Genomic DNA, 20,960 nt, shown 5'->3' with positions numbered 1-20,960 from the left:
CGCGGATTAGCCGCCAAAAAGAAAAATGGTGTTCCTCCCGAGGGGAGGAACACCATTTTTCTATGCCTTGCGGTTGGCTTTGCGCAGCACCCGCAGCGCGCTCATCAGGGCGATGACCGCCGGGATGACCATGCCGTACATCCACAGCAGCGACGCGAGCGTCGGGCCCGGCAGGAACTTGAAGTATCCCGCGCTGAGCAGCATCTGGTCGTTGCCGACGTAGGAGATCACTCCCACCGTGACATAGCAGCCGATGAATGCCACCGCGCCGGCCCACATCTTGCCCGAGGCCACGACGGCCCAGTAGACCAGCAGCCCCAGCAGCAGCCAGGCCAGGCCGACACCCCAGATGATCGGGGTGTCGCCCGCGTAGAACAGCGAGGCCTGGATGCCGGTGCCGAACAAGCCGGCCGCGAGGGCGGCAACCACCGCGCGCCACAGCGCGCCGAGGCTGCCGCCAGTGGCAGGTCGCTTGCTAGGCGCGAGCGCGGGCACGGGATGCCTTGGCGCGATCGTTCGCGTTCAGCAGCACCTTGCGGATGCGGATGGCCTCCGGGGTGACCTCGACGCACTCGTCTTCGCGGGCGAATTCGAGCGACTCTTCCAGGGTCAGGGTCTGCGGCGGGGTCAGGTTCTCGAACGAGTCCGAGGAAGCCGCACGCATGTTGGTGAGCTTCTTTTCCTTGGTGATGTTCACGTCCATGTCATCGGCGCGCGAGTTCTCGCCCACGATCATGCCCTCGTAGACCTCTTCGGTCGGCTTCACGAAGAAGCTCATGCGCTCCTGCAGGTTGATCATGGCGAACGGAGTCACCACGCCGGCGCGGTCGGCGACGATCGAGCCGTTGATGCGGTACTCGATCGGGCCTGCCCATGGCTCATAGCCTTCGGCCAGGGAGGAGGCGATGCCTGCGCCGCGGGTTTCGGTCATGAAGCGGGTGCGGAAGCCGATCAGGCCGCGGGCTGGAACCATGAATTCCATGCGGACCCAGCCGGTGCCGTGGTTGGCCATGTTGGTCATGCGGCCCTTGCGCGAAGCCATCAGCTGGGTGATGGCGCCCAGGTACTCTTCCGGCACGTCGATGGTCATGTGCTCCATCGGCTCGTGGACCTTGCCGTCGATCATCTTGGTGACAACCTGCGGCTTGCCCACGGTCAGCTCGAAGCCTTCGCGGCGCATCTGCTCCACGAGGATGGCCAGGGCCAGTTCGCCACGGCCCTGGACTTCCCAGGCATCCGGACGCTCGGTCGGCAGGATGTTCAGCGATACGTTGCCGATCAGTTCCTTGTCGAGGCGGTCCTTGACCTGGCGAGCTGTGACCTTGGCGCCCTTGACCTTGCCGGCCAGCGGCGAGGTGTTGATACCGATGGTCATGGAGATTGCCGGCGGGTCGACGGTGATCAGCGGCAGCGGCTTCGGGTTCTCCAGATCGGTGAGGGTCTCGCCGATCATGATGTCCTCAATGCCGGCGACTGCGACGATCTCGCCCGGGCCGGCCGATTCGGCTGGAACGCGGGTCAGGCCCTTGGTGGCCAGCAGCTCGGTGATCTTGACCTGCTTCTGGGTGCCGTCCTGGCGGGCCCAGGCAACCTGCTGGCCCTTGCGCAGGGTGCCGTTGAAGATGCGCAGCAGTGCCAGGCGGCCGAGGAACGGCGAGGCGTCCAGGTTGGTCACGTGGGCCTGCAGCACTTCACCCTCGGTGTAGGTCGGGGCAGGAACGTGCTTGATGATGGTCTCGAACAATGGCTCGAGGTCCTCGTTGTCCGGCAGCGAGCCGTCGGCTGGCTGGTTCATCGAGGCGTAGCCGGCCTTGCCCGAGGCGAAGACGACTGGGACATTCAAGATGGCGTCCAGGTCCAGGTCAGGTGCTTCGTCGGCCAGGTCGGAGGCCAGGCCCAGCAGCAGGTCCATGGAGTCGGAGATGACGCCGTCGATGCGGGCATCCGGGCGGTCGGTCTTGTTGACCACGATGATCACCGGAAGATTCGCGGCCAGGGCCTTGCGCAGCACGAAGCGGGTCTGCGGCAGCGGGCCCTCGGAAGCGTCAACCAGCAGCACCACGCCGTCGACCATGGACAGGCCGCGCTCGACCTCGCCGCCGAAGTCGGCGTGGCCCGGGGTGTCGATGATGTTCATGGTCATCTGCTTGCCGTTGGCGGCCGGGCCGCTGTAGAACACGGTGGTGTTCTTGGCAAGGATGGTGATGCCCTTTTCGCGCTCCAGCTCGCCCGAGTCCATCACGCGGTCTTCGGTTTCACCGTGGCTGTCGAAAGCGCCGGTCTGCTGAAGCATTGCGTTGACCATGGTGGTCTTGCCGTGGTCGACGTGCGCAACGATTGCTACGTTGCGCAGTTCTTCGCGGCTCGTGATGTTATCTGACATGCGTGAAGGCTCACTTCTGCTCGAGTTAAGGGTCAATGGAGTCGGGGCCAAAGTCGACCCAGCTATTTATTCTACGCTCTCATGGCAAGCCAACCGGGGAGGTGTGTCAAAACATACAGAAAAAAGCACGCAACATCCGGGTGAACCCGCGGGTTCAGGCGATCGGCACCCAGAATCGCAGGTGGGCGGTTCCGTCCCCGTCAACGACTTGAGGGCGTTGCGCGTCGGGAACTCCCCCGCAGCGCAGGATGGTGGCGCGCGATCCGACGTTGCCGGCGGCGCAGGTGATCAGCGCCCTCTGGACCCCGGCAGCGCTCAGCTCGTCCAGCCCGAAACGGCACAGCGCCCCGGCGACTCCCTGCCGGCGCGCCTCGGGCAGCACCCCGTAGCCAAGGTGCCCGCCCAGATGCTGCAGGGAGGAGTTCAATGCGTAGCGCACCGACACCCGTCCCAGGAGCCAGCCGTCCTGGTCCACCGCGACGAACAGGGCCGAGCGGACCCAGCCCTCGGGAACGTGCTCCCCGCGCCGCCCGGCATTCATCCGGTACACGTAGTCCGCCCAGTTTCCCTTCTCCGTCCAGGAGGGCAGGAATTCAAAGTCGTCGGCCAGCAGCGCGTGGTGCGCGTCGATGGCCTGCTGCTCGTCGGCGTCGGTGAGTTCGCGAAACGCCAGTTCGCCCAATACGTCCATGGATCCAGTATCCCAGCCGGCCGCTGGCCCGCGTCGTCAATAGGCCAGCGCCTCGCCGCGCACCTGCTGGTACCACTCCAGGGTGCCGCCGGACAGGTTCAGCACCTGCGCCCCGGCCGGCTGCGGGCCCAGCGCCTGGGCGGCGCGCAGCGAACGGGCCCCGCTCTTGCAGGCGAGCACCACGTGGGTGGCGCCCTGGGCGGGGATCGCGTCCCAGCCGCGGGAGAGCACCTGATCCAGCGGCACGTGCACGCTGCCGGTGATGGCGGCGATCTGCCGTTCCCAGTCCTCGCGCACGTCGATGACCAGCACCCGGCCCGGCGCCGCTTGGCTGCCTCGCAGGGTTTCCAGCTCCGCCGCGCCCAACTGGCCAACGGCCGGGGCCAGGGCGCAGGATTCCTGCGCGTAGTTCCCCAGCTTGCGCACCCGGGCACGCTGCGGGTCGCGTTCGAAGGACAGGGTGCGCACCCCGGCGCTCAGCGCGTCGTAGAGCCAGAGTTTGCCGGAGAGGGTTTCACCGGTTCCGGTGATCAGCTTCAGCGCCTCGACGGCCATGATCGAGCCGACCACCCCGCACAGCGCGCCGAACACGCCGCCCTCGGCGCAGCTGGGTACCGAGTCCGCGTCCGGGATCTCCGGGAACAGGTCGCGCAGCATCGGCCCGGTGCGCGGGTCGAACACCGAGACCTGGCCGGAGAACTGGAACAGCGTGCCCCACACCAGCGGGGTTCCGGTCAGCTCGGCGGCGTCGTTTGACAGGTAGCGGGTGGCGAAGTTGTCGCTGCCGTCGATCACCAGGTCGTAGCCGGCGAACAGCTCCAGCGCGTTGTCCGGGGTCAGCCGCTGCCCCAGGGGAACCACCTGGACCTGGTCGTTCAGCTGCGCCGCCAGCCGGGGCACCGAGTCGACCTTGCGCGCCCCGACGTCCGACTGGCGGTGCATGATCTGGCGCTGCAGGTTGGACAGCTCCACGGTGTCGTCGTCCATGACCGCCAGCGTGCCCACCCCGGCGGCGATCAGGTAGCTGGAGATCGGGCTGCCCAGTCCCCCGGCGCCGATGACCAGCACGCGCGCGGCGGCGATGCGGCGCTGGCCTTCCTCCCCGACCCCGGGCAGGGTCAGGTGCCGGGAATAGCGGGCCAGCTGGGCAGGGTCCAGCGCGGTGCGCGGTGCGACCAGCGGTGCGCGGCCGCTCACGAGAAGTCCCCGATCAGCGCCTGCATCATTCCCTCGCCCGGGGAGGAGGCCAGCGCGGTGTCGCGCACCGGGATGCGCCCCGCCAGCCGGGCGGCGCGTCCGGCGCGCACGGCGTCGCGCATCGCGGCGGCCATCAGCGGGGCGTTGTGGGCGCGGGTCACGGCGCTGGCCAGCAGCACCGCGTCGCAGCCCAGCTCCATCGCCTTCGCGGCGTCGGAAGCGGTACCCACCCCGGCATCCAGGATCACCGGGACGGTGGCGCGGGAGACGATGGTGGCGATGTTGTGCGGGTTCAGGATGCCCAGCCCGGAGCCGATGGGCGCCCCGGCCGGCATGACCGCCGCGACCCCGGCGTCCTGCAGCCGGGCGGCCAGCGCAGGGTCGTCGTTGGTGTAGGCGAAGACCTCGAAGCCGTCGGCGACCAGCTGCTCGGCGGCGGCGAACAGCTCCAGCGGGTCGGGCAGCAGGGTGTGCTCGTCGGCGATCACCTCCAGCTTCACCCAGTTCGTTTCCAGCGCCTCGCGCGCCAGGTGGGCGGTGAGGATCGCGTCGCGGGCGGTGAAGCAGCCAGCGGTATTCGGCAGCGCGGCGATGCCGTGGCGCTGCAGCAGCTCGTACACGCTGGCCGAGCCGCCGGCCGAGTAGTGCCGGATGGACACCGTGGTCAATTCGGTGCCGGAGAGCGCGAGCGCCTGCTCCAGGGTGCTCAGCGAGGTGGCCCCGCCGGTGCCCAGGATCAGCCGGGAGCCGAAGCTGCGCCCTGCCACTTCGAAGGCGTCGTTGACGGCATCCAGCTCGGTGAGGTCCGCGGCGGTGGTGGTTTCAGTGGTGTTCTGCGTGCTGCTCTGCACTGGTTCAGCCTCCCTGGGCGGCGGTGACGAGTTCGACGGTGTGGCCGGCGGCCAATTCCCGCTGCGCCCAGGCGCTGCGCGGGACCACCGCGCCGTTCACGGCGACGGCCAGGCCCAGCTTGGTGCCGTCGGCGGCTTGGCCGTGTTCGTCAAGTTCGCGGCCCAGGTGCGCGGAGACCAGATCGCGCAGGGTGGAACCCTGCTGGATCGTGGTGGGGGTTGAGTTCAGCGTGATGTCGATGGTCATCGGTGCAGCTCCATTCGGGTCGGTGCAAGTCGTGAAGGGTCGGTGCGGGAAGTTTCAGCTCGGGAAAGTCCTGCCGGGTCCGGCGCACTCCCGCCGCTGAAGCGCGCGGGGTCCACGGCCCGGGCGTGCTCCGCGTGCGGCGGCTGGCCCAGGACCAGGTCCGCGGTCAGCGAGGAGCCGAACGGGGTGAGCAGCACCCCGTGGCGGGAATAGCCGGTGGAGAGCACCATTCCGTCATCCAGCCGCCCGATCAGCGGCCGGTCGTCGGGAGTGCCGGGCCTGGCGCGGGCGATGACCTCGTTCAGCGAGCAGTCGACGATCCCGGGCACCAGGCGGCGGGCGTTGTCCAGCAGCTTGTGCATCTGCCCGATGTTGACCGCCTCGTTGCCGTCCTCGCGGCTGCTGGCGCCCAGCACCAGCGAGCCGTCCGCGCGCGGCACCAGGTAGACCGGGTCGCGATGCACGATCCCGCGCACCGTGTGCGTGAGCAGCCGCGGGCCCGCAGGGCCCTGCAGCCGGAAGATGTCCCCGTAGACCGGGCGCAGCGGAAGTTCCGGCGTCCCGGCTACGGTGCCCAGGCCCGCGGCGAGCACCACCTGGTCCGCCTCGATGATCCGGCCGCTGCCGGTGCGCACCGCGTGGGTGGTCCCGGCACGCTGCAGCAGCTCGACGGCCGGTTCGCGGACCAGCTGGGCGTCCAGGTGCCCGGCCAGGATCGCCACCACGGAGCGCGGGTCGATCTGGTGGTCCCCGGCGCAGCGCACCGCGCCGGCGATGTTGCTGGCCAGCGCCGGTTCCAGCCGGCGGGCGGCGCTGGGCAGCAGGGTCTGCGCGCTGAAGCCCAGGGACGTCTGCAGCTGCACCAGCTCGTGCAGGGCGTCGCGGTCGGCCGGTTCGGCGGCGACCACCAGGGTCGCATTCTCCAGGTAGTCCGGGCGCCGTCCGGTGGCCTGCTCGATGCGCTGCACGAAATCCGGGTAGGCCTGGTTCGAGGCGCCGAGCAGTTCATGCAGGATTCCGTGGCCCCAGGTGGTTTCGGCGGCCGGGGCGAGCATGCCGGCGGCGGCGCGGCTTGCCCCCTGCCCGGAGTCCGGGTCGATGACGGTGACTTCGCAGCCGCGCCAACGCAGTTCGAAGGCGGTGGACAGGCCGATGATCCCGGCCCCGATGATGGCAACGTGCAACGAAGGCACTTCCTTCCTACGGCGGCATGACCCGCATCAGGTGTAGCGGTCGGCTCGGTGCCCTCTCAGCCTGGTCGGTTCAGGCTCCCGCGGAGTTGAAGCGATTATAGGCATGAGCTGCACCACAAATGCCAACTGTGCGCCGCGGGCGCGTCATCTTTGCGCGCGGCGGCGGCGGTCCGGGGGTCCTGGGCGCGTCGTTCCAAGGTGCCGGATGGGTAAATCCTCAAAGATCCATGAATTCATTTGCCCGCGCCCCGGCTCGTAGGGAAGCGTGGCGTGAAGGCGCCCGGAACCGGGCGGCACCGCAACCGGAAGGAGAACACAGTGCTGACACTGACCGATCAGGCCGATGCGATCGTGACCTCGCTGGTCACCAACCAGACGGAGGACACCGAGGCGGGGCTCCGCATCCAGCCCGCCGAGGAGACCGACGGCCAGCAGACCGAGCGTTTCGCCGTGCGGGTCGTCGACGGCCCGCAGCCGGCGGACCAGGTGATCCAGGGCGAGGGCAGCCCCGTCTTCCTCGACGAGCTGGTCACCGACGCCCTGGATGACAAGGTGCTCGACGCGAACGTGGATGCCGAGGGAACCATCACCTTCCAGGTCCTGGCCCAGCGTTAGGCTTGCGCCATCCGCAACCTGGGGCTGGTCCCCGGCGCGGCCGCGCACGCGCAACTGCCCGGGCAGCGCTCGTGCGGATCCGGTCTTCCCGAATCCGCATCCAGAGCCGCTGCACCGGGCAGTTGCATGTTGGCTATGTTGTGATGCGGCGTAGTGACGCGCCGGCTCCCTGCCGGCTTCCCGCCGCGGTTGGATGTCCGCTAGTCGACGATCTCGCTGGCGACCTTGGCCCCCAGCTCAACGGTGCGCGAGACCGTGCAGTACTTGTCATGGGAGAGCTTCACGATGCGCTCGACCATGCCGGCGGCCTTGCGGCCCTCGTCGGTGTCGGGGAACTTCAGGTCGAAAGACATCGTGATGTCGTCCATGCGCCCGGCGCCGTCCTCGTTCAGCTTGTAGCCGCTGGCGGCGACCTCGAACTTCTCCGGTTCGCTGCGCCGGGTGGTGGCCACGTCGACGTCGATGGCCGAGCAGCCGGCGATGGCCGCCAGCAGCAGCTCCACCGGGGTCAGCAGCCCCTCGCCCTGGCCGAACTCCAAACTGGCGCCGCTCTCGGCGCTGGTCGCCCGGTACTTCCTGGATTCGACTCGTTCGACTTTGACTTCACGCAGTTCACGGGTGTTTTCGCTCATGGATCTATCGTGACACGTCCGGGGCGGAAAGCTGGACATGGCGCAGCTGGATCCGGGCCAGCGGGTCGGTGTGCTCGGCTTCCTTTTCAACCTCGAAACCGTGGTCGAGGAAAAACGACAGGGTGCTCGCGTTCTGCCCATTGATCTGGATGCAGGTCGCCGGGCACAGCGTGAGGATGTCCTTCAGCAGCGCGCTGCCCACACCGTGGTGGCGGTCGTGGTGGCGCACCCATAAGAGCTCGATCTGCGTTTGGCTCCAGGCGGCGAAGCCGACGATCTCCTGGCCCAGCTGGGCGATCCTCACCGAGACGCGCTGGGAGTAGACCGCTTCGAGGGCGTTGGCGACGGCGTCCACATCGGCGGCCGAGAGGAAGTCGCGTCCTCCCTCCACCGAGTTGCGCCAAACATCCAGGAGTTCAGGGACTTCCTCCACGCTGGTCCAATTGCGAAGAACGAGCATCTCAGACATTGCCACTCCTCCCAGCTGCGGAATACTCCGCGTGTTGTCTCGTTATTTTCTCCTTGTGAGATGCCACAGAGAAGCACGGATAGGTAACAAGTAACGACTCATCTGCGCCGTAAAAGCGGGCCCGGGGATCTCGGACTGTCACAACTCACGACACAGCGAAGGCAGAAACCGCCTTGGCCCAGCCGGTAATTTCCTCTGCCACAATATCTGGTTGGTCAAGGTGCACGTTGTGCCCCGCCGCAGGAACAACAACGATTTCGGCCGATGGATACCTCGCCGCGAGCCTGCGCGGATCGGCGAAACCGGTGACGTGGTCATGTTTCCCGCACAGCATCAGCACCGGGCAGCGCAGCTGTCCGGTGCGCTCGACCGGCAGCTCGTCCAGGAAGTAGCGCTTGGACAGCTTGGCCAGCGAACGCAGGTTCACCGCGCGGATCCCGGGCAGTGCATGGGTGCGGAAGCGTTGCCAGTTCTCCACGGTCTGGAGCACCGACATCTGTTTGTAATGGTCGGCATCCTGCGCCGGCAGCCCAGCCAGCAGCTCGGGATCCTGCAGCAGGATTTCCCGCGGAGGCACGGTCCGCTGCGAATGCGCCAGATACACCAAGGGCGCCAGCATGGCGATGCCCATCACCTGGGCGCCGAAGCGGTCGCCCATCTCCTGGGCCAGCAGCGACCCGAGCGAGTTGCCGATCATCGCGAATGGCCGGTCCCCGCACTGCCGACGGATCAGCTGCTGAAGCCAATCGGCGATCTCCGGCAGGCCGGCGGCGCCATCCAGCGCAGCAGTGCCTCCCATGCCGGGAAGGTCAACGTAGATCCGCTGGAATATGCCGGTCGCCGCCAGCACCTCGTCCAGCGCCAGGAGAATCCGGTGGTCGACCCCGTGCCCGTGAACCAGCACCAACGGGATCCCGTGGCCGGCAACTTTCTGCACGCCGTCAATGTGGTGCTGGTTCATGCTCAGGGGCCATTCCTTCGAGGCTGGGGCGTCATCTCGGCGCGGGCCTCGAACGGATCATCGTCCGGCGGCTTGTTGCCTCGCGGCTCCGATGGCCGCGTTGTCCTTGTCCAAAATAGCGCTCACCAGCAGAAACTGTCCAAGAATGTAGGTGAGCATGATCCAGAAGTCCTGGGCCGGAACATCGATGTCGGTGAACGAGCGCAACGCGATCAGCGAGTCGGAGAAGAAGAAAATTGCCCCGCCCAGGCCGCCCTTCAACCCGGTCCCGGTCGAGAGCACCGCCATCGTCACCAGCGCCAGCCCGTAGACGATTACCGGCACCAGCAGCGCGTCGGCCGACGGGGCGCACAGCACCACCAGCCCAGCGAGCACCAGCAGATACGGCAGCAGCCAGACCGGGCGGCGGAGCACCGAGCTGCGCCACCACCGGCGCAGGAGCACGATATAGAAAACCTGCGCCATCAGGAAGGATCCGACCATGCTCAGGAATCCCGGATCTCCATGAAGCACCCGAGGGATCGAATCCCCAAGCCAGGAGAAGATCACCGCGACCAGCGCCAGCCTGACCAGGCTGCTCCGAGGAGCCGGCGTGCAGCCGAGAACGTACCCGCCGAGCATCGGCATCAGCAGAACCTGAGTGACCTCACCGAGCAGCTGCCCCGAGGCGAGCAGCTGCGACACCAGGTGGATCAGCGAAACCGCCAGCAGCAAGGCCAGGAACACCCGCGCCAATGGGCCGACGTGCGTGCCATGCCCCGGTCCCAGACGAACCCCGTCGATGCCCATCGCTCCCCCGCTCGTGAAACTGGTTTACGGACCGTCTGTTCACATGCCAAGCACGGCACCGGCCTTGGGGAAGACACTAGCCAGCATGGCTAACCGGAGCAATACCCGGGTTGCCGTCCGCGTGGGGCGTCAATCACTTTCTTCCTGCGCAGCGCCGGGAGCCGGTAGCACGCAGAACTCGTTGCCCGAGGGATCTTGGTAAATGCGCCACGGCAGCGAGCCCCACTGCGAAGGCAGTTCGCGGCCGCCGGCCGCGGCGATCCGTTCCGCAACAACCAGAGGGTCATCACCGGATTCCAGCCGAAGATCGAGGTGCACAGGGTTCTTCTCACCCTTGCCCTTGGCCTCGGATTCGGCAACGAATTCCAGTCGCGGGCCTTGGCCGGTGGGATGGCGCAGCGCCGTCAACTTGCCGGGCTGGTCGATCTGCCACCCGGACAGGCCCGCCCAGAATTGAGTGTCGCGCCCCGGATCGCTCGATTCCAGCCTGATAGTCCGCAGCTGCAGCGGCGCTTCCTGGATTTGCCTCGGGGACCCTCCAGCGAGGGTGAACGTGTTGCCTTCCGGATCACTGTGCACGGTGCCTTCCGCAGCATCACCGGAATCCGGCAGACCTGCAGCCACCAGGCCAAGGACCACACGCTGGCGCGAGCGCCGGACCGGCTCCACGCGCGGGAAACACAAATCGAACACCGGACCGCCGGGGACCGCCCACCTGGTCTCGAAGCCTTCCTCGGTGTCGGTGAGCTGCTCGCATCCCAACAAGTCCTGCCAGTACAGGCCTGCGGCCCTGGGGTCGGCGGCGTCGAAAACGATGTTCTCCAAAAACATGGGTATACCCTATCTGCCCGGCACCGGGCGGCGAGAGAAATCTGAACGAAATTTTTCGGCGGTTGGCGGTCCCGCGACCGGAGACCCAAAACGTCTGGGGATCATTCGGCAAGGGACAGGAAATTCTGAAGAATGTGGCCTTAGTCAATGGAAAACAAAGAAATTCCCCTAAATTTCGTTGACTTAGTCAAAGGTAAAACGGTAGTTCTGCAGGACGAAATGCACCCTGCTTATTTCCCTGAATCCGCGCGAACCATCGGCTGACTTGGATCCAAGCATAAAGCGCTGAATTTAATCCGTGTTTTTGGGGTCATTTTTCGGCTTCTGACATGCTTTTTCATGATTAATTCAGTCGTACGATACTTGCATGAGCACCAAGACATTTCCACACCTGATGTCAGAGGGCCGCATCGGTCCGATGACTACCCCGAACCGGATTGTTTTGCCAGCCATGGACATGAACGTGTCCGAGGGCGGCGAGATCGAACAGTCCGAAATCGATCACTACGCATCCCGCGCCGCTGGCGGCGCGGGCCTGATCATCACCGGTGCCTGCGCTATCGCCTTCCCTTACGGCGCCGCGTCGATGAAGGAGCCAGGCCTCTCGGATGACAAGTACATCCCGGGCATCAAGGCGCTGGCCGACGCGATCCACGCAGCCGGCTCCAAGCTGTGCATCCAGTCCACCCACCACGGCAAGGTCGCGCGCGTGGACACCGCCAACGACCGCCCGGTCTTCGCCCCGAACGAGCCGGACTACCGCTACTCCATGGACGCGCTGGCCGACTGTACCCCGGAGGAGCTCGCCAAGATGGGCGCGGCCACCGCGGGCAAGCAGATCAGCTACCACGAGATGACCAAGGAAGATATCGACTGGCTGATCACCTCCTGGGCCGACGCCGCCGAGCGCGTCGCCAAGGGCGGGGCCGACGCCATCGAGATCCACGTGGCCCACGGCTACATCCTGGGCGTTTTCCTGAACCAGCGCGATAACAAGCGCACCGACGAATACGGCGGCCCGCTGGAGAACCGCGCCCGCTTGGCCTGCGAGGTCATCGCCGCGGTCAAGGAACGCGTGGGCGACAAGATCGCCATCCTGGTCCGCGTGGCCGGCGAGGAATACGGGCAGGACGGCGCGCTGAGCCTTCCGGAGTCCATCGAAGCCTCCAAGATGTTCGAAGCAGCTGGCGCGGACGCCATCCACGTCACCGGCTGGGGTCGCAACCCGTTCGACAACTTCACCGACGGCCCGCTGCCGAACAAGGTCGGCGCCTACCTGGAAAACGCCGCCGAAATCAAGAAGCATGTGTCCATCCCTGTCATCGCCGTGGGCCGCATGCTTCCGGAGATCTCCGAGCAGGCCATCGCCTCCAACAAGGTCGACTTCGCCGCCATGGGCCGCCAGCTGCTGGCCGACCCGGAACTGCCGAACAAGCTGCGCGAAGGCAAGTTCGACCAGGTCCGCCCGTGCATCAACTGCTACCTGTGCGTGGGAGAGAACTTCTTCGACGACACCCCGTTCTGCGCAGTGAACCCTGCGCTGGGCAACGAGAAGCTGCTGCCGTTGAAGCCGGCCAGCGCCGCCAAGCACATCGTGGTTGTCGGCTCGGGCCCATCGGGCATGGAGTCGGCCCGCGTGCTGACCGAACGCGGCCACCGCGTCACCCTGATCGACAAGGCCGACCGCCTGGGCGGCACCATGTGGTTCTCCACCATGACCACACCGGACAACGAGCGCCTGCTGCGCTGGCTGAAGTCCGAGCTCAAGCGCCTGCATGTTGCCATCAAGCTGAACACCCCCGCCACCCTGGAAACCATCCGCGCGCTGAACCCGGACCACGTCATCGTCGCCACCGGCGCGGTGCGCCCGAAGCCCGACATGCCAGGCGGCGACCTGCCGAACGTGCAGACCGGCGACACCCTGCGCGCCATGATGCTGGGCACCGCCACCGCCGCCGAAGCCGGCCTGGTGCTGAGCACCATGGGCAAGATGGGCCGCCTGTCGGGTTTGACCAAGTCCCCTGAGTTCGTCCGCCAGTTCACCAAGTTCTGGCTGCCGATGGGCAAGAACGTTGTGGTCATCGGCGGTTCGCTGGTGGGCCTGGAGCTCGCAGAGTTCCTCGCCGAGCGCGGCCGCAAGGTCACCTTGGTCCATGAGAAGCAGGCGCTGGGCCTGCCGCTGGCCATGCCTCGCCGCTGGACCGCAGTCAAGGACAATCTGGCCCACGGCGTGAAGATCCACCGCAACGCCACCGTGGACCGCATCACCGAGAAGACCGTTGAGTTCACCGTCGCGGGCGAGGCCTTCAGCGCCCCGGCCGACATGGTGGTCTACGCGGACGGCACCACCTCTGCCGCACCGGTCGCTGACGAGCTGCGCGGCGCTGGTTTCAGCGTCGACGTGGTCGGCGATGCAGGCGCCGTGAACTACATCCATGGCGCCATGCACTCGGCCTGGGAAGCCACCGTTTCCCTCTAGGCCCGGCACCCGGAGCAGCACGCGAGAACCCGTCGCGGCAGATGCCGCGGCGGGTTTTCCCGTTCCCCCGGACCGGCCGGCGGCCGGCCGCGAGATCCCCCGCTGCGACCGGGTATACCAACCGACGGCACCCCGGCTCGCAAGCGCGGAATCCCTGCGCCATTTCCCCGCATCACCACAGGCCAGGAACGGGTTAAATGACCCTCTGGAGTCATTGGCGATGCGGGTTTAACCTGTAGCTACCACGTGCTGCAACAGCACCTGATACCCCGTGCAGGAGGAGACCATGGATGCCACCCAGACCCGCGCAAGCGCCGTTGCTTCGCGCTCGGGATTCAGCCGCACGTTCCTCGCCACGCGCATCGACTACCCGACAACGAAACCCGAGATCCCCGCTGATTCCGTCGAGGTCAACGGGTCTCCGGTCATCAATTACACGCACTTCTCGCTGACGCTGAGCGGCACGCAGAAACTTGCCCGCTGGGTCGCGTGGAATATCGACGGCACCAAGATCAAGCTGCTCTCGCGCACCGGGATCAGCTTCGCCAAGGACCCACGGGTCCCCGAGGAGTTCCAGGCCGGCAACGACCTGTATACGGACAACCACCTGGACCGCGGCCACCTCGCCCGGCGCGCCGACCTCACCTGGGGCACGAAGCGCGAAGCGACCCAGGCCAACAAGGACTCCTTCTACTTCACGAACATCACCCCGCAGATGGACGACTTCAACCAGTCGCGGCAGGCAGGGCTCTGGGGCCGGTTGGAGAACGCGCTCTACGAGGACGTCGAGCTGGACAAGCTGCGCTGCAGCGTATTCGGCGGCCCGGTCTTCGCCGCCACCGGCCAGCGCTACCGCGGCTACCAGATCCCCACCGAGTACTGGAAGCTGATCCTCTTCGAGCACGAGGGGCAGCTCAAGGCCAGGGCCTTCATGCTCACCCAGGACCTGGACCGGCTGCGCGTATTCATGGCGCTGGACGAATTCCGGGTCTACCAGATCTCCGTCGCCGAGCTGGAGGAGCGCACCGGGCTCGATTTCCCGGCCGCCGTGCACCAGGCCGACGACCTGGTCCTGGCGGAAGCTGAGCACCGGGCCCCGCTCGACTCGGTGTCCGGCATCCGGTGGTGACTTGCCCCGGGGGCTGGCACGGGGGCGGGTGCATCAAGCAGAATGGCGAGCATGAACATCAACGAGATCCTCACCGGCATGGCCCACCGTCCCATCGACGCCGCCCGCAGCCTGCCGGCGCTGAGCGTCGAGCAGCTGAACGCGCATCCCGGCGGCCACCCCAACTCGGTGGCCTGGCTGCTGTGGCACACCGGGCGCGAGGTGGACATCCAGCTGGCGGCGCTGTCGGGCAAGGAGCAGCTGTGGCACCGCTACCGCGACCGCTTCAACCTCGGCGAGGCCGGCGACGGCATGGGCTACGGCCACACCCCCGCCCAGGCGCAGGCCATCCGGGTGGATGACCAGGAGCTGCTGCTGGAATACGTGGACGCCTCGCTGACCGCGCTGGGCGACTACGCGGAGCACTTGGGCGCCGAGGAGCTCGACGAGATCGTGGACCGGCGCTGGACTCCGGAGGTCACCCGCGGGGTGCGGCTGGTGTCCATCGTGGACGACGCCATCGCCCACGTCGGGCAGGCGGCCTACGCGGCCGGTGCGCTCACCGCAGACCAAGCCTGACGCCGCGAGGCTTGACGGCACGAGGCTAGGCGGCGCGCCGGCTCCCGCGGATCCATACCAGCAGCAGGTGGCGGAGCATCGCGGTGAACACCAGCGCCCAGACGATCACCGCGACCGCCAGCGCGCCGTGCCCGATCGCCTCCACCATTGGCAGCTGGTCCACGCGGCCAAGGTTCAGCGAGGCCACCGCGAACATTCCCACCGGGAACACGATGGACCACAGCGCCGGCGTGTAGCCCAGCGGCACCTTGCGCACCAGGTGGCGCCAGACCCCGGCGCCGATCAGCATCGGGATCAGCCACAGGCAGAAGCTCCAGAACACCGCCACGGTGGAGGCGATCAGCACCCGGGTCGCGTCGATCATCGGGGTGGAGTCCATCTGCACGATCTTGGTGCCGGCCACCACCGCGATCGCCATCGCGCCCATGGCCACCCAGTAGGGCGGCTCGAACTGCTGCGGGGTGATGCCGAAGTGCACAATGCGCAGCAGCACCAGCACCGCGATCCCCGCGTACAGCGCCACGCCCACCGACCAGGACAGCACCGCCAGCAGCCCGACGACGTCCCCGGGCACCCCGGCGGCCGGTTCGACCACGCTCAGGCCGATCGCCAGCGACTGGCTGGCCACTGCCCAGATGAACCAGGTGCCGTTGGTGCGCGCCAGGATCGGCTCGCCGTCGCGGGTCATCAGCACCTGCCAGGGCAGCACGTAGCCGAACACGAACCACAGCGCCGCGGCGAAGAGCACCAGCGGAGCGGCGACCCGCAGCAGCCCCTCGGCGGCCAGCCGCACCGCCAGCACATCGGTGCCCGCCACCACGGTGAAGTAGGCGAAGGCCGCTTCGGGGCTGCGCAGATCGTGCAGCATGGCCGTGCGGCAGGCCGCCGCCCGCCAGATGTACAGCACCCAGAGCACCGCGTAGGATGCCGCGGCGATCACCAGCAGCACCAGCGACGGCACCCGGGCCCCGACCTCGTGCAGGCCGATCGAGACGATGCCGGTGCCCATGACCAGCGCGAAGTATCCCGGGGCGAGGTGCTCCAGCGCGCCGCCCGCACCCGGGGTCCGGGGCCGGTGCCTGGTCGATTCTGCCGCTGCGTCGGGGCTCATGAGCCCAACCTACGACGCGCACGCCCCGCGCAACAGAGCCTTTTCGCGGCCGCTAGCGCCGGTGCCACAGCGGCGCGGCGGAGAGCTCCTCCAGCCGCCCGGATGCGTGCTGCCGGGCGAGGTGGGCGGCGCGTTCCTCAGCCGTCGGCAGGGTGCCGCCTTTCGACTACGACATTCCGGGCCAGCGTCTTGAAGCGCGTGCCGTCCTCCTGGCGCACCGTGAGGGTGAGCGCACCGGTCTTGCTGGTGTTCAGGTCCTCCACGGTTCCGCTTTTTCCCTTGTGGGTTCCGGCCGCGACCCGGCACCGGTCGCCGTTGCCGGGCTGCGCGTCCCCTGCAGGGTGTGCATTCTCGCTCATGGGTGCCAGTTTAAGCCGGGGGCGCCAAGGAGGCGAGCCCCCGGCGGGCATCCGGGATGCGCTCCTAGCCGATCCGGGTGATCGCCGGGAACACGTAGTCCTGCTTCAGGATCCGCGGATCCGGCTCGTACATGCGCAACACCGGTCGGAAGGCGCCGGCCGGCGTCGGCAGCCAGTTGGCGCGATCCCTCGCATCGGCCGGCTCCCGGTGGGAGAGGTGGATGACCAGCGACCCGTCCGGCTCGAATTGCAGCCCTTCGGTGCGGTCGCCCAGCGAGTAGCGGTCGATGGGGTTTTCCACCAGGAAGTAGTTGGGCACGTCGTACATGGTCAGCGACCAGAAGGCGCCCACCGGCGGGGTCGGGTCCAGGTGCAGCCGGTAGCTGTGCGCACCTGTGAGCGGCTGCTCGTCCTGGTCCACGTAGGTGGCCGTGTAGGCGGCCTCGAAGGCCTGGTTGCCCCACAGCCCGCCCAACGCGGCTCCCGCGCGCTGGGCGATGCGGCGCTGCGGATCGGCGATCTTGTAGCGGTCCTCGTCCAGCGAACCGACTTCGAAGTAGTCAAGGTTATAGTCGAAGGAATGGTAGGCCAGGTTCCAGCCGTTGACCACCGCGTTTCCGCCCCCGGAGGCCAGCAGCTCATCCAGCGCGGCACGGCCGGCGGCGAAGGCCTGCTCCAGCTGCTCCTCCCCGGCCTCGGCCAGCTGCAGGGCGCCGCGCTGCAGCTGCCCATCGCGCGGCGCCGGGGCGAACTCCCGGCTCCAGGCGCGGAACTTCGCCCAGAAGTCCAGCGCCGGCGCACCGGTCTCGGGGACCGGGGGCAGCCCGGCCGGCACCGCGGCGGCATCCAGCGGCGTAAGCGTCGTGGCATTCTGCAGCGCATGCGCTGCGGGAAGATCCGCCTCGTTGTCCACCGCCCAGCGTCCGACGATGCTGGCGACGCGCGTGGGCACCCGCACCACCACCGCGTCGTCCGGGGCCTGGCCCTCCCAGCCCGGGGGCACCAGCAGGTAGCGCCCGGCGCCGGTTCCGGTGGCGCGGTGCCCGACATACGCGAAGTTGTCAGTCCAGGCGCTGACGAACTGCAGCACGTAGTAGCGGCCGGCGGCCTCCGGCACCTCAAGCAGGATCGGTCCGACGCCCAGGTCCAGCTGCGCCATGGAGTAGATCGTGTCGTTGTTGATGGTCACGAAGGTGTCCTCGGGACCGGCCAGCGACCGGGCGTGGCTGAAGGTGTTCCACGGCGCGGCGGGATTCTTGCCGACGCCGGTGGCCACATAGCGGGCCACCTGCTCCAGGTTGAAGACCAGCGGGAAAGCGTAAAGGTAGGAAGCGAGCAGTTCCTCACGGCGTGGGCTCATGGGAGCGGTCCTTTCAGGCGGCGCGCCGGACCCGCGGTCCGGCATCATTGCCCCCAGTCTGCCCCGCCGGGCGCCCGGGCGCATCCTCAATCGTTGATGATTGGCGGTGCTGCGCCCGGCTTTGCGGCTCGGCGGCGCATGCGCGCGACCAGGTCGTCCAGCCAAGCGCCCACGTTCCTCCGGGCCTGGCCGGTATCCGGGTAGCGGCAGCGCAGGTGCACCCCGGCCTCGTCCAGGATGAACCAAAGCATCACCGAGTCGGTGCGGATCGCGGCGCTGACATACTGCGGCTCCAGCACGGTGGCCGGCAGCTGCACCGGCAGCCTGCGCAGGTCCAGCCAGGACACCGCGAACATGCCCGGCGCCTGCGGCATCCCGCCGAAGGGTTCCATCAGCGGCGCCAGCGGCCAGGAGCCCAGCGCGATGGCCTCCTTCACCGCCGCGGCGCAGGCGCGCGGGTCCGGGTCCGCGGATTCAAGCACCGAGTTGGTGATGAACCAGCCCACCGCATCGAACCAGCGCGGCTCGGTGCGGCTGTGCACCGGGAACACCGCGCGCAGCGGTTCCCCGGCCAGCGCGGCGGTGGTCTCGGTCATCATCGCCACGCTGAGCGCCAGCGTTGACACCCCGGCTTCCTTGGCCTGCGCGGAGAAGTCGGCCAGGGCCGCGGTGCCGAGCACGTCGCGCACCTCCACGCGTTCGGGCTGCGGACTCGGATCCCCCAGCGGCAGCCCGAAGCGCGGCATGGCCCCGCCGCCGGCCTCGATCAGCTGCGCCCAGCGCCGGCGCACCCCGTCCGGGGCGGGGGCCTGCCGCGCCAGGGACCGGGTGTGGTCGGTGAAATCCGGGGCCGGTTCCACCCCGGGCTCCGCCCCCGCGCCGATGGCTTCCAGCGCGGCGACCAGGTCCCGTGCGAGCACGAGCATGGACCACATGTCCACGTGGGAGTGGTCCGATCCGATCACCAGCGCCGGGCCGTCCGCGGTCTCGATCAGGCACAACCGGTGCGCGGGCCGCTCGAAGGGCGCGCAGCTGGCATCCAGCACCCGCTGCACCGCTGCATGCATGGTTTCGCCGGGCTCCACCCGGTGCTCGATCCACGCGCCGGGCCCGAACCGCACCTGGTGCAGCTGCGCGCCGGCGGGATCGGCGTCTCCGCCGGGCCCGGGGGTGAAGACCGTGCGCAGCGTCCCGTGCCGGGCCACGACATGCTCCCAGGCGGCCGCGAGCTCGCCGCGCGGCACGGGTCCGGGCAGCCGGAAGGACAGCGCCATCCACGAGCCCGGCCGGTCGCCTTCCCCCACGTGCCGGGCCTGGTCGAAAGACACCGGCAGCCGGTCCCCCACCGCGCCCACGTCCAGGTCGTAGCTGAGCAGCGGGCCGAACGGCAGGCGCAGATACTGGATGTGGGTCAGTCGCATACCACGTATCATATTCGCAAAGCCACCGGAACAGAGCGGAGCCGCGGATGCATGAATTCCACGTGCCGAATGCGCGGATCGCCTGGGCGTTCAGCGACGAGGCCGGCCACCCTGTGGTGCAGCTGCACGGCCTGACCTCCAGCCGCTCCCATGACCGGCTGCTGAACCTGGATTTGGGCCGGGCCCTGTCCGGCACGCGGCTGCTGCGCTACGACGCCCGCGGCCACGGCCATTCCACCGGGCGCCCGGTGCCGGAGGACTACCTGTGGCCGGCGCTGGCCGATGACCTGCTGCGCCTGCTGGACTATTGGTTTCCCGACGAACAGGTCCACGGGGTCGGCCCCTCCATGGGCACCGGCACCCTGCTGCATGCGGCGGTGCGCCAACCGGAGCGCTTCAGCGGATTCACGCTGATGCTCCCGCCCACGGCCTGGCAGACCCGTCCCGCGCAGGCCGAATCCTACCGGCGCACGGCCGAGGGCATCGAGGCGCTGGGGCTGCAGGAGTATTTTGCGCGCGGCCCGGAATCCCCGCGGCCGCCGGCCGCGGCGGACAACCCGCAGGTGCTCCCCCACGTGCCCGAGGAGCTGCTGCCCTCGATCTACCGCGGCGCCGCCCTGAGCGACCTGCCGCCGGCCGCGCAGCTGGCGCGGGTCGCGGTCCCGACCACGATCCTGGCCTGGACCGGCGACCCGGGGCATCCGCTGTCCACCGCGCAGGCGCTGGCGGGCATCCTGCCCCATGCCGAGCTGCAGGTGGCCGCGACACCGCAACAGGTGGCGGACTGGCCGCAGCTGCTGGCGCGGGACGTCGCCCGGCGGGCCGGCTGAACGCCGGCGGGCCTGCCGCGTCGCACGGGTCCCGGATCAGCCTGCGCCGCGCCGTGTCCGGGCAAGCCAGTCAACCAGCAGCGCCCGCAGCAGCAGCGGCTGTTCATGGGGCAGGGCGTGCCCGGCCCCATCGAGAACCGCCAGCGTGGAGTTCGGAAAATCCGCGGCGGCGCGCATCGTGCCGGCGAACCCGACGGTCGAATCCTGCCGCCCGGCCACCAGCAACGTCGGCGGCTCGTAGGTGGAAGGCGCCGCAGCGGGCAGCTCCCAATGCCGTCCGATCCGTTCCATGGCCTGTGCATCGGCCAGTTGCGTTCCGGACGCCACGAAGCGCTCATAGCGTTCCAGCATGCCGCGGGTGTGGAGGACGAAATACTGCGTGAAACCCCGGTCTTCGCTCTGGACCCCGGGCACCAGGACCCGGTGCTCGGGAACCTCGGCATCGCCCGGCAGCAACAGGCAGACCAGAGCCAATCCAGCGACCCGCTGCGGCGCGGCCAACGCCATCGCCCGCGCGTAGTAGGCCCCGGCGGAATGGCCGGCCAGCAAGTAGGGCGCCCCGCCGCTGGCCCGGTCCGCGAAGTCGAGCAGGACCTCCAGCACATCCTCGGCGCCCCCGATTTCCGGCCCGGCTGCGGTTCGCCCCATCCCTGGCAGGTCAGGATAGATGCGCCGATACCCCGGCACGCCGTCGAAGGCCGGCTCGAAGCAGGCCTGCGGCTCGCGGTGGTCGACGCCGCCGCCGTGGAGAACGAGCACCGGCACCCCGGATCCGTGTTCGGCGTAGTGCACCACGGTGGTTCGCGTGGGAATATCCATTGGCCCATGGTGCGCCCGCCGGCCGCCGTGGACAA

General features: G+C 68.4%; 22 protein-coding genes and 1 riboswitch. Of the genes, 5 read left to right on the top strand and 17 right to left on the bottom strand.

The window, feature by feature from the left end; translation table 11 throughout:
- Positions 1 to 60: 60 nt before the first annotated feature.
- The 7 genes from DFO58_RS02200 to thiO all read right to left on the bottom strand — a co-directional run bounded on the left by DFO58_RS02200 (position 61) and on the right by thiO (position 6,562).
- Positions 61 to 495: a hypothetical protein gene (locus DFO58_RS02200; protein ID WP_120989192.1), complete on the bottom strand. Its 435-nt coding sequence runs from the start codon at positions 493 to 495 to the stop codon at positions 61 to 63.
- Positions 476 to 2,383, bottom strand: coding sequence for a translational GTPase TypA (typA, locus tag DFO58_RS02195; RefSeq protein ID WP_047119578.1), 1,908 nt, complete (start codon positions 2,381 to 2,383; stop codon positions 476 to 478). The genes DFO58_RS02200 and typA overlap by 20 nt, the downstream gene beginning before the upstream one ends.
- A gap of 154 nt (positions 2,384 to 2,537) precedes the next feature.
- Positions 2,538 to 3,074 (bottom strand): GNAT family N-acetyltransferase, encoded by a 537-nt coding sequence (locus DFO58_RS02190; RefSeq protein WP_120989191.1) that lies wholly within the window; start codon positions 3,072 to 3,074, stop codon positions 2,538 to 2,540.
- A gap of 36 nt (positions 3,075 to 3,110) precedes the next feature.
- Entirely contained in the window at positions 3,111 to 4,271 is a 1,161-nt protein-coding gene (locus tag DFO58_RS02185) for a ThiF family adenylyltransferase (RefSeq protein ID WP_113606504.1), read from the bottom strand.
- Positions 4,268 to 5,065 carry a thiazole synthase gene (locus tag DFO58_RS02180; RefSeq protein WP_047120814.1) on the bottom strand — a complete coding sequence of 266 codons (798 nt, stop codon included), beginning with the start codon at positions 5,063 to 5,065 and terminating at the stop codon, positions 4,268 to 4,270. The genes DFO58_RS02185 and DFO58_RS02180 overlap by 4 nt, the downstream gene beginning before the upstream one ends.
- 61 nt (positions 5,066 to 5,126) lie before the next feature.
- Positions 5,127 to 5,369 (bottom strand): sulfur carrier protein ThiS, encoded by a 243-nt coding sequence (thiS, locus tag DFO58_RS02175; RefSeq protein WP_120989189.1) that lies wholly within the window; start codon positions 5,367 to 5,369, stop codon positions 5,127 to 5,129.
- A complete protein-coding gene (thiO, locus tag DFO58_RS02170; RefSeq protein ID WP_286163436.1) occupies positions 5,366 to 6,562 on the bottom strand; it encodes a glycine oxidase ThiO in 1,197 nt (398 codons plus the stop codon). The genes thiS and thiO overlap by 4 nt, the downstream gene beginning before the upstream one ends.
- A riboswitch (TPP riboswitch) is annotated at positions 6,550 to 6,654 on the bottom strand. (Overlaps the previous gene by 13 nt.)
- Before the next feature lie 226 nt (positions 6,655 to 6,880).
- Here thiO and DFO58_RS02165 point away from each other — a divergent pair.
- On the top strand, positions 6,881 to 7,177 hold the full coding sequence (locus DFO58_RS02165) for a Fe-S cluster assembly protein HesB (RefSeq protein ID WP_120989515.1): 297 nt from the start codon (positions 6,881 to 6,883) through the stop codon (positions 7,175 to 7,177).
- 200 nt (positions 7,178 to 7,377) lie between these two features.
- On the opposite strand, the gene DFO58_RS02160 is transcribed toward DFO58_RS02165, so the two are convergent.
- The 5 genes from DFO58_RS02160 to DFO58_RS02140 form a co-directional block, all read right to left on the bottom strand.
- Positions 7,378 to 7,809 (bottom strand): OsmC family protein, encoded by a 432-nt coding sequence (locus DFO58_RS02160; protein ID WP_120989188.1) that lies wholly within the window; start codon positions 7,807 to 7,809, stop codon positions 7,378 to 7,380.
- Between the two features lie 4 nt (positions 7,810 to 7,813).
- Positions 7,814 to 8,278, bottom strand: a complete 465-nt coding sequence (locus DFO58_RS02155; protein ID WP_120989187.1) for a GNAT family N-acetyltransferase — start codon at positions 8,276 to 8,278, stop codon at positions 7,814 to 7,816.
- A 145-nt stretch (positions 8,279 to 8,423) separates the two neighbouring features.
- Entirely contained in the window at positions 8,424 to 9,239 is an 816-nt protein-coding gene (locus tag DFO58_RS02150) for an alpha/beta hydrolase (protein WP_120989186.1), read from the bottom strand.
- Between the two features lie 57 nt (positions 9,240 to 9,296).
- Positions 9,297 to 10,028, bottom strand: coding sequence for a lysoplasmalogenase (locus tag DFO58_RS02145; RefSeq protein ID WP_120989185.1), 732 nt, complete (start codon positions 10,026 to 10,028; stop codon positions 9,297 to 9,299).
- A gap of 129 nt (positions 10,029 to 10,157) precedes the next feature.
- Positions 10,158 to 10,859: a VOC family protein gene (locus DFO58_RS02140; protein WP_120989184.1), complete on the bottom strand. Its 702-nt coding sequence runs from the start codon at positions 10,857 to 10,859 to the stop codon at positions 10,158 to 10,160.
- 367 nt (positions 10,860 to 11,226) lie between these two features.
- On the opposite strand from DFO58_RS02140, the gene DFO58_RS02135 reads away from it, so the two are divergent.
- The 3 genes from DFO58_RS02135 (at position 11,227) to DFO58_RS02125 (ending at position 15,025) form a co-directional block, all read left to right on the top strand.
- Entirely contained in the window at positions 11,227 to 13,338 is a 2,112-nt protein-coding gene (locus tag DFO58_RS02135; protein WP_220668521.1) for an FAD-dependent oxidoreductase, read from the top strand.
- A 286-nt stretch (positions 13,339 to 13,624) separates the two neighbouring features.
- On the top strand, positions 13,625 to 14,467 hold the full coding sequence (locus DFO58_RS02130; protein WP_053798471.1) for a DNA/RNA non-specific endonuclease: 843 nt from the start codon (positions 13,625 to 13,627) through the stop codon (positions 14,465 to 14,467).
- A gap of 51 nt (positions 14,468 to 14,518) precedes the next feature.
- Positions 14,519 to 15,025, top strand: a complete 507-nt coding sequence (locus DFO58_RS02125) for a DinB family protein (RefSeq protein WP_053798472.1) — start codon at positions 14,519 to 14,521, stop codon at positions 15,023 to 15,025.
- Between the two features lie 25 nt (positions 15,026 to 15,050).
- Here the strand turns inward: DFO58_RS02125 and DFO58_RS02120 are convergent, their stop codons facing one another.
- The 4 genes from DFO58_RS02120 to DFO58_RS02105 form a co-directional block, all read right to left on the bottom strand.
- Positions 15,051 to 16,136, bottom strand: a complete 1,086-nt coding sequence (locus DFO58_RS02120; protein WP_120989183.1) for a tellurite resistance/C4-dicarboxylate transporter family protein — start codon at positions 16,134 to 16,136, stop codon at positions 15,051 to 15,053.
- A gap of 137 nt (positions 16,137 to 16,273) precedes the next feature.
- The gene (locus DFO58_RS02115; RefSeq protein ID WP_113606508.1) at positions 16,274 to 16,495 is read right to left on the bottom strand and encodes a KOW motif-containing protein; all 222 of its coding nucleotides are present in this window, start codon (positions 16,493 to 16,495) and stop codon (positions 16,274 to 16,276) included.
- A gap of 64 nt (positions 16,496 to 16,559) precedes the next feature.
- Complete coding sequence (locus DFO58_RS02110; RefSeq protein ID WP_120989182.1) at positions 16,560 to 17,855, bottom strand: DUF1254 domain-containing protein; 1,296 nt, start codon at positions 17,853 to 17,855, stop codon at positions 16,560 to 16,562.
- 86 nt (positions 17,856 to 17,941) lie between these two features.
- Positions 17,942 to 19,276, bottom strand: coding sequence for a condensation domain-containing protein (locus DFO58_RS02105; protein WP_120989181.1), 1,335 nt, complete (start codon positions 19,274 to 19,276; stop codon positions 17,942 to 17,944).
- Between the two features lie 47 nt (positions 19,277 to 19,323).
- On the opposite strand from DFO58_RS02105, the gene DFO58_RS02100 reads away from it, so the two are divergent.
- Entirely contained in the window at positions 19,324 to 20,106 is a 783-nt protein-coding gene (locus DFO58_RS02100; protein WP_120989180.1) for an alpha/beta hydrolase, read from the top strand.
- A gap of 36 nt (positions 20,107 to 20,142) precedes the next feature.
- Here the strand turns inward: DFO58_RS02100 and DFO58_RS02095 are convergent, their stop codons facing one another.
- On the bottom strand, positions 20,143 to 20,925 hold the full coding sequence (locus DFO58_RS02095; RefSeq protein ID WP_120989179.1) for an alpha/beta hydrolase: 783 nt from the start codon (positions 20,923 to 20,925) through the stop codon (positions 20,143 to 20,145).
- Positions 20,926 to 20,960 lie beyond the last annotated feature (35 nt).

Origin of the sequence: Arthrobacter sp. AG1021 (assembly GCF_003633665.1) — a bacterium.
In the GTDB taxonomy this organism is placed as follows: Bacteria; Actinomycetota; Actinomycetes; order Actinomycetales; family Micrococcaceae; genus Glutamicibacter; species Glutamicibacter soli.
Note: the sequence above shows the minus strand (reverse complement) of the source record. Positions and strands in the feature narration are given on the sequence as shown.

Coding starts and splice junctions, on each gene's coding strand:
- typA (WP_047119578.1), bottom strand. CDS start 2,383: ATGTCAGATAACATCACGAGCCGCGAAGAACTGCGCAACGTAGCAATC.
- DFO58_RS02190 (WP_120989191.1), bottom strand. CDS start 3,074: ATGGACGTATTGGGCGAACTGGCGTTTCGCGAACTCACCGACGCCGAC.
- thiS (WP_120989189.1), bottom strand. CDS start 5,369: ATGACCATCGACATCACGCTGAACTCAACCCCCACCACGATCCAGCAG.
- DFO58_RS02160 (WP_120989188.1), bottom strand. CDS start 7,809: ATGAGCGAAAACACCCGTGAACTGCGTGAAGTCAAAGTCGAACGAGTC.
- DFO58_RS02155 (WP_120989187.1), bottom strand. CDS start 8,278: ATGTCTGAGATGCTCGTTCTTCGCAATTGGACCAGCGTGGAGGAAGTC.
- DFO58_RS02150 (WP_120989186.1), bottom strand. CDS start 9,239: ATGAACCAGCACCACATTGACGGCGTGCAGAAAGTTGCCGGCCACGGG.
- DFO58_RS02145 (WP_120989185.1), bottom strand. CDS start 10,028: ATGGGCATCGACGGGGTTCGTCTGGGACCGGGGCATGGCACGCACGTC.
- DFO58_RS02140 (WP_120989184.1), bottom strand. CDS start 10,859: ATGTTTTTGGAGAACATCGTTTTCGACGCCGCCGACCCCAGGGCCGCA.
- DFO58_RS02135 (WP_220668521.1), top strand. CDS start 11,227: ATGAGCACCAAGACATTTCCACACCTGATGTCAGAGGGCCGCATCGGT.
- DFO58_RS02130 (WP_053798471.1), top strand. CDS start 13,625: ATGGATGCCACCCAGACCCGCGCAAGCGCCGTTGCTTCGCGCTCGGGA.
- DFO58_RS02125 (WP_053798472.1), top strand. CDS start 14,519: ATGAACATCAACGAGATCCTCACCGGCATGGCCCACCGTCCCATCGAC.
- DFO58_RS02120 (WP_120989183.1), bottom strand. CDS start 16,136: ATGAGCCCCGACGCAGCGGCAGAATCGACCAGGCACCGGCCCCGGACC.
- DFO58_RS02115 (WP_113606508.1), bottom strand. CDS start 16,495: ATGAGCGAGAATGCACACCCTGCAGGGGACGCGCAGCCCGGCAACGGC.
- DFO58_RS02110 (WP_120989182.1), bottom strand. CDS start 17,855: ATGAGCCCACGCCGTGAGGAACTGCTCGCTTCCTACCTTTACGCTTTC.
- DFO58_RS02105 (WP_120989181.1), bottom strand. CDS start 19,276: ATGCGACTGACCCACATCCAGTATCTGCGCCTGCCGTTCGGCCCGCTG.
- DFO58_RS02100 (WP_120989180.1), top strand. CDS start 19,324: ATGCATGAATTCCACGTGCCGAATGCGCGGATCGCCTGGGCGTTCAGC.
- DFO58_RS02095 (WP_120989179.1), bottom strand. CDS start 20,925: ATGGATATTCCCACGCGAACCACCGTGGTGCACTACGCCGAACACGGA.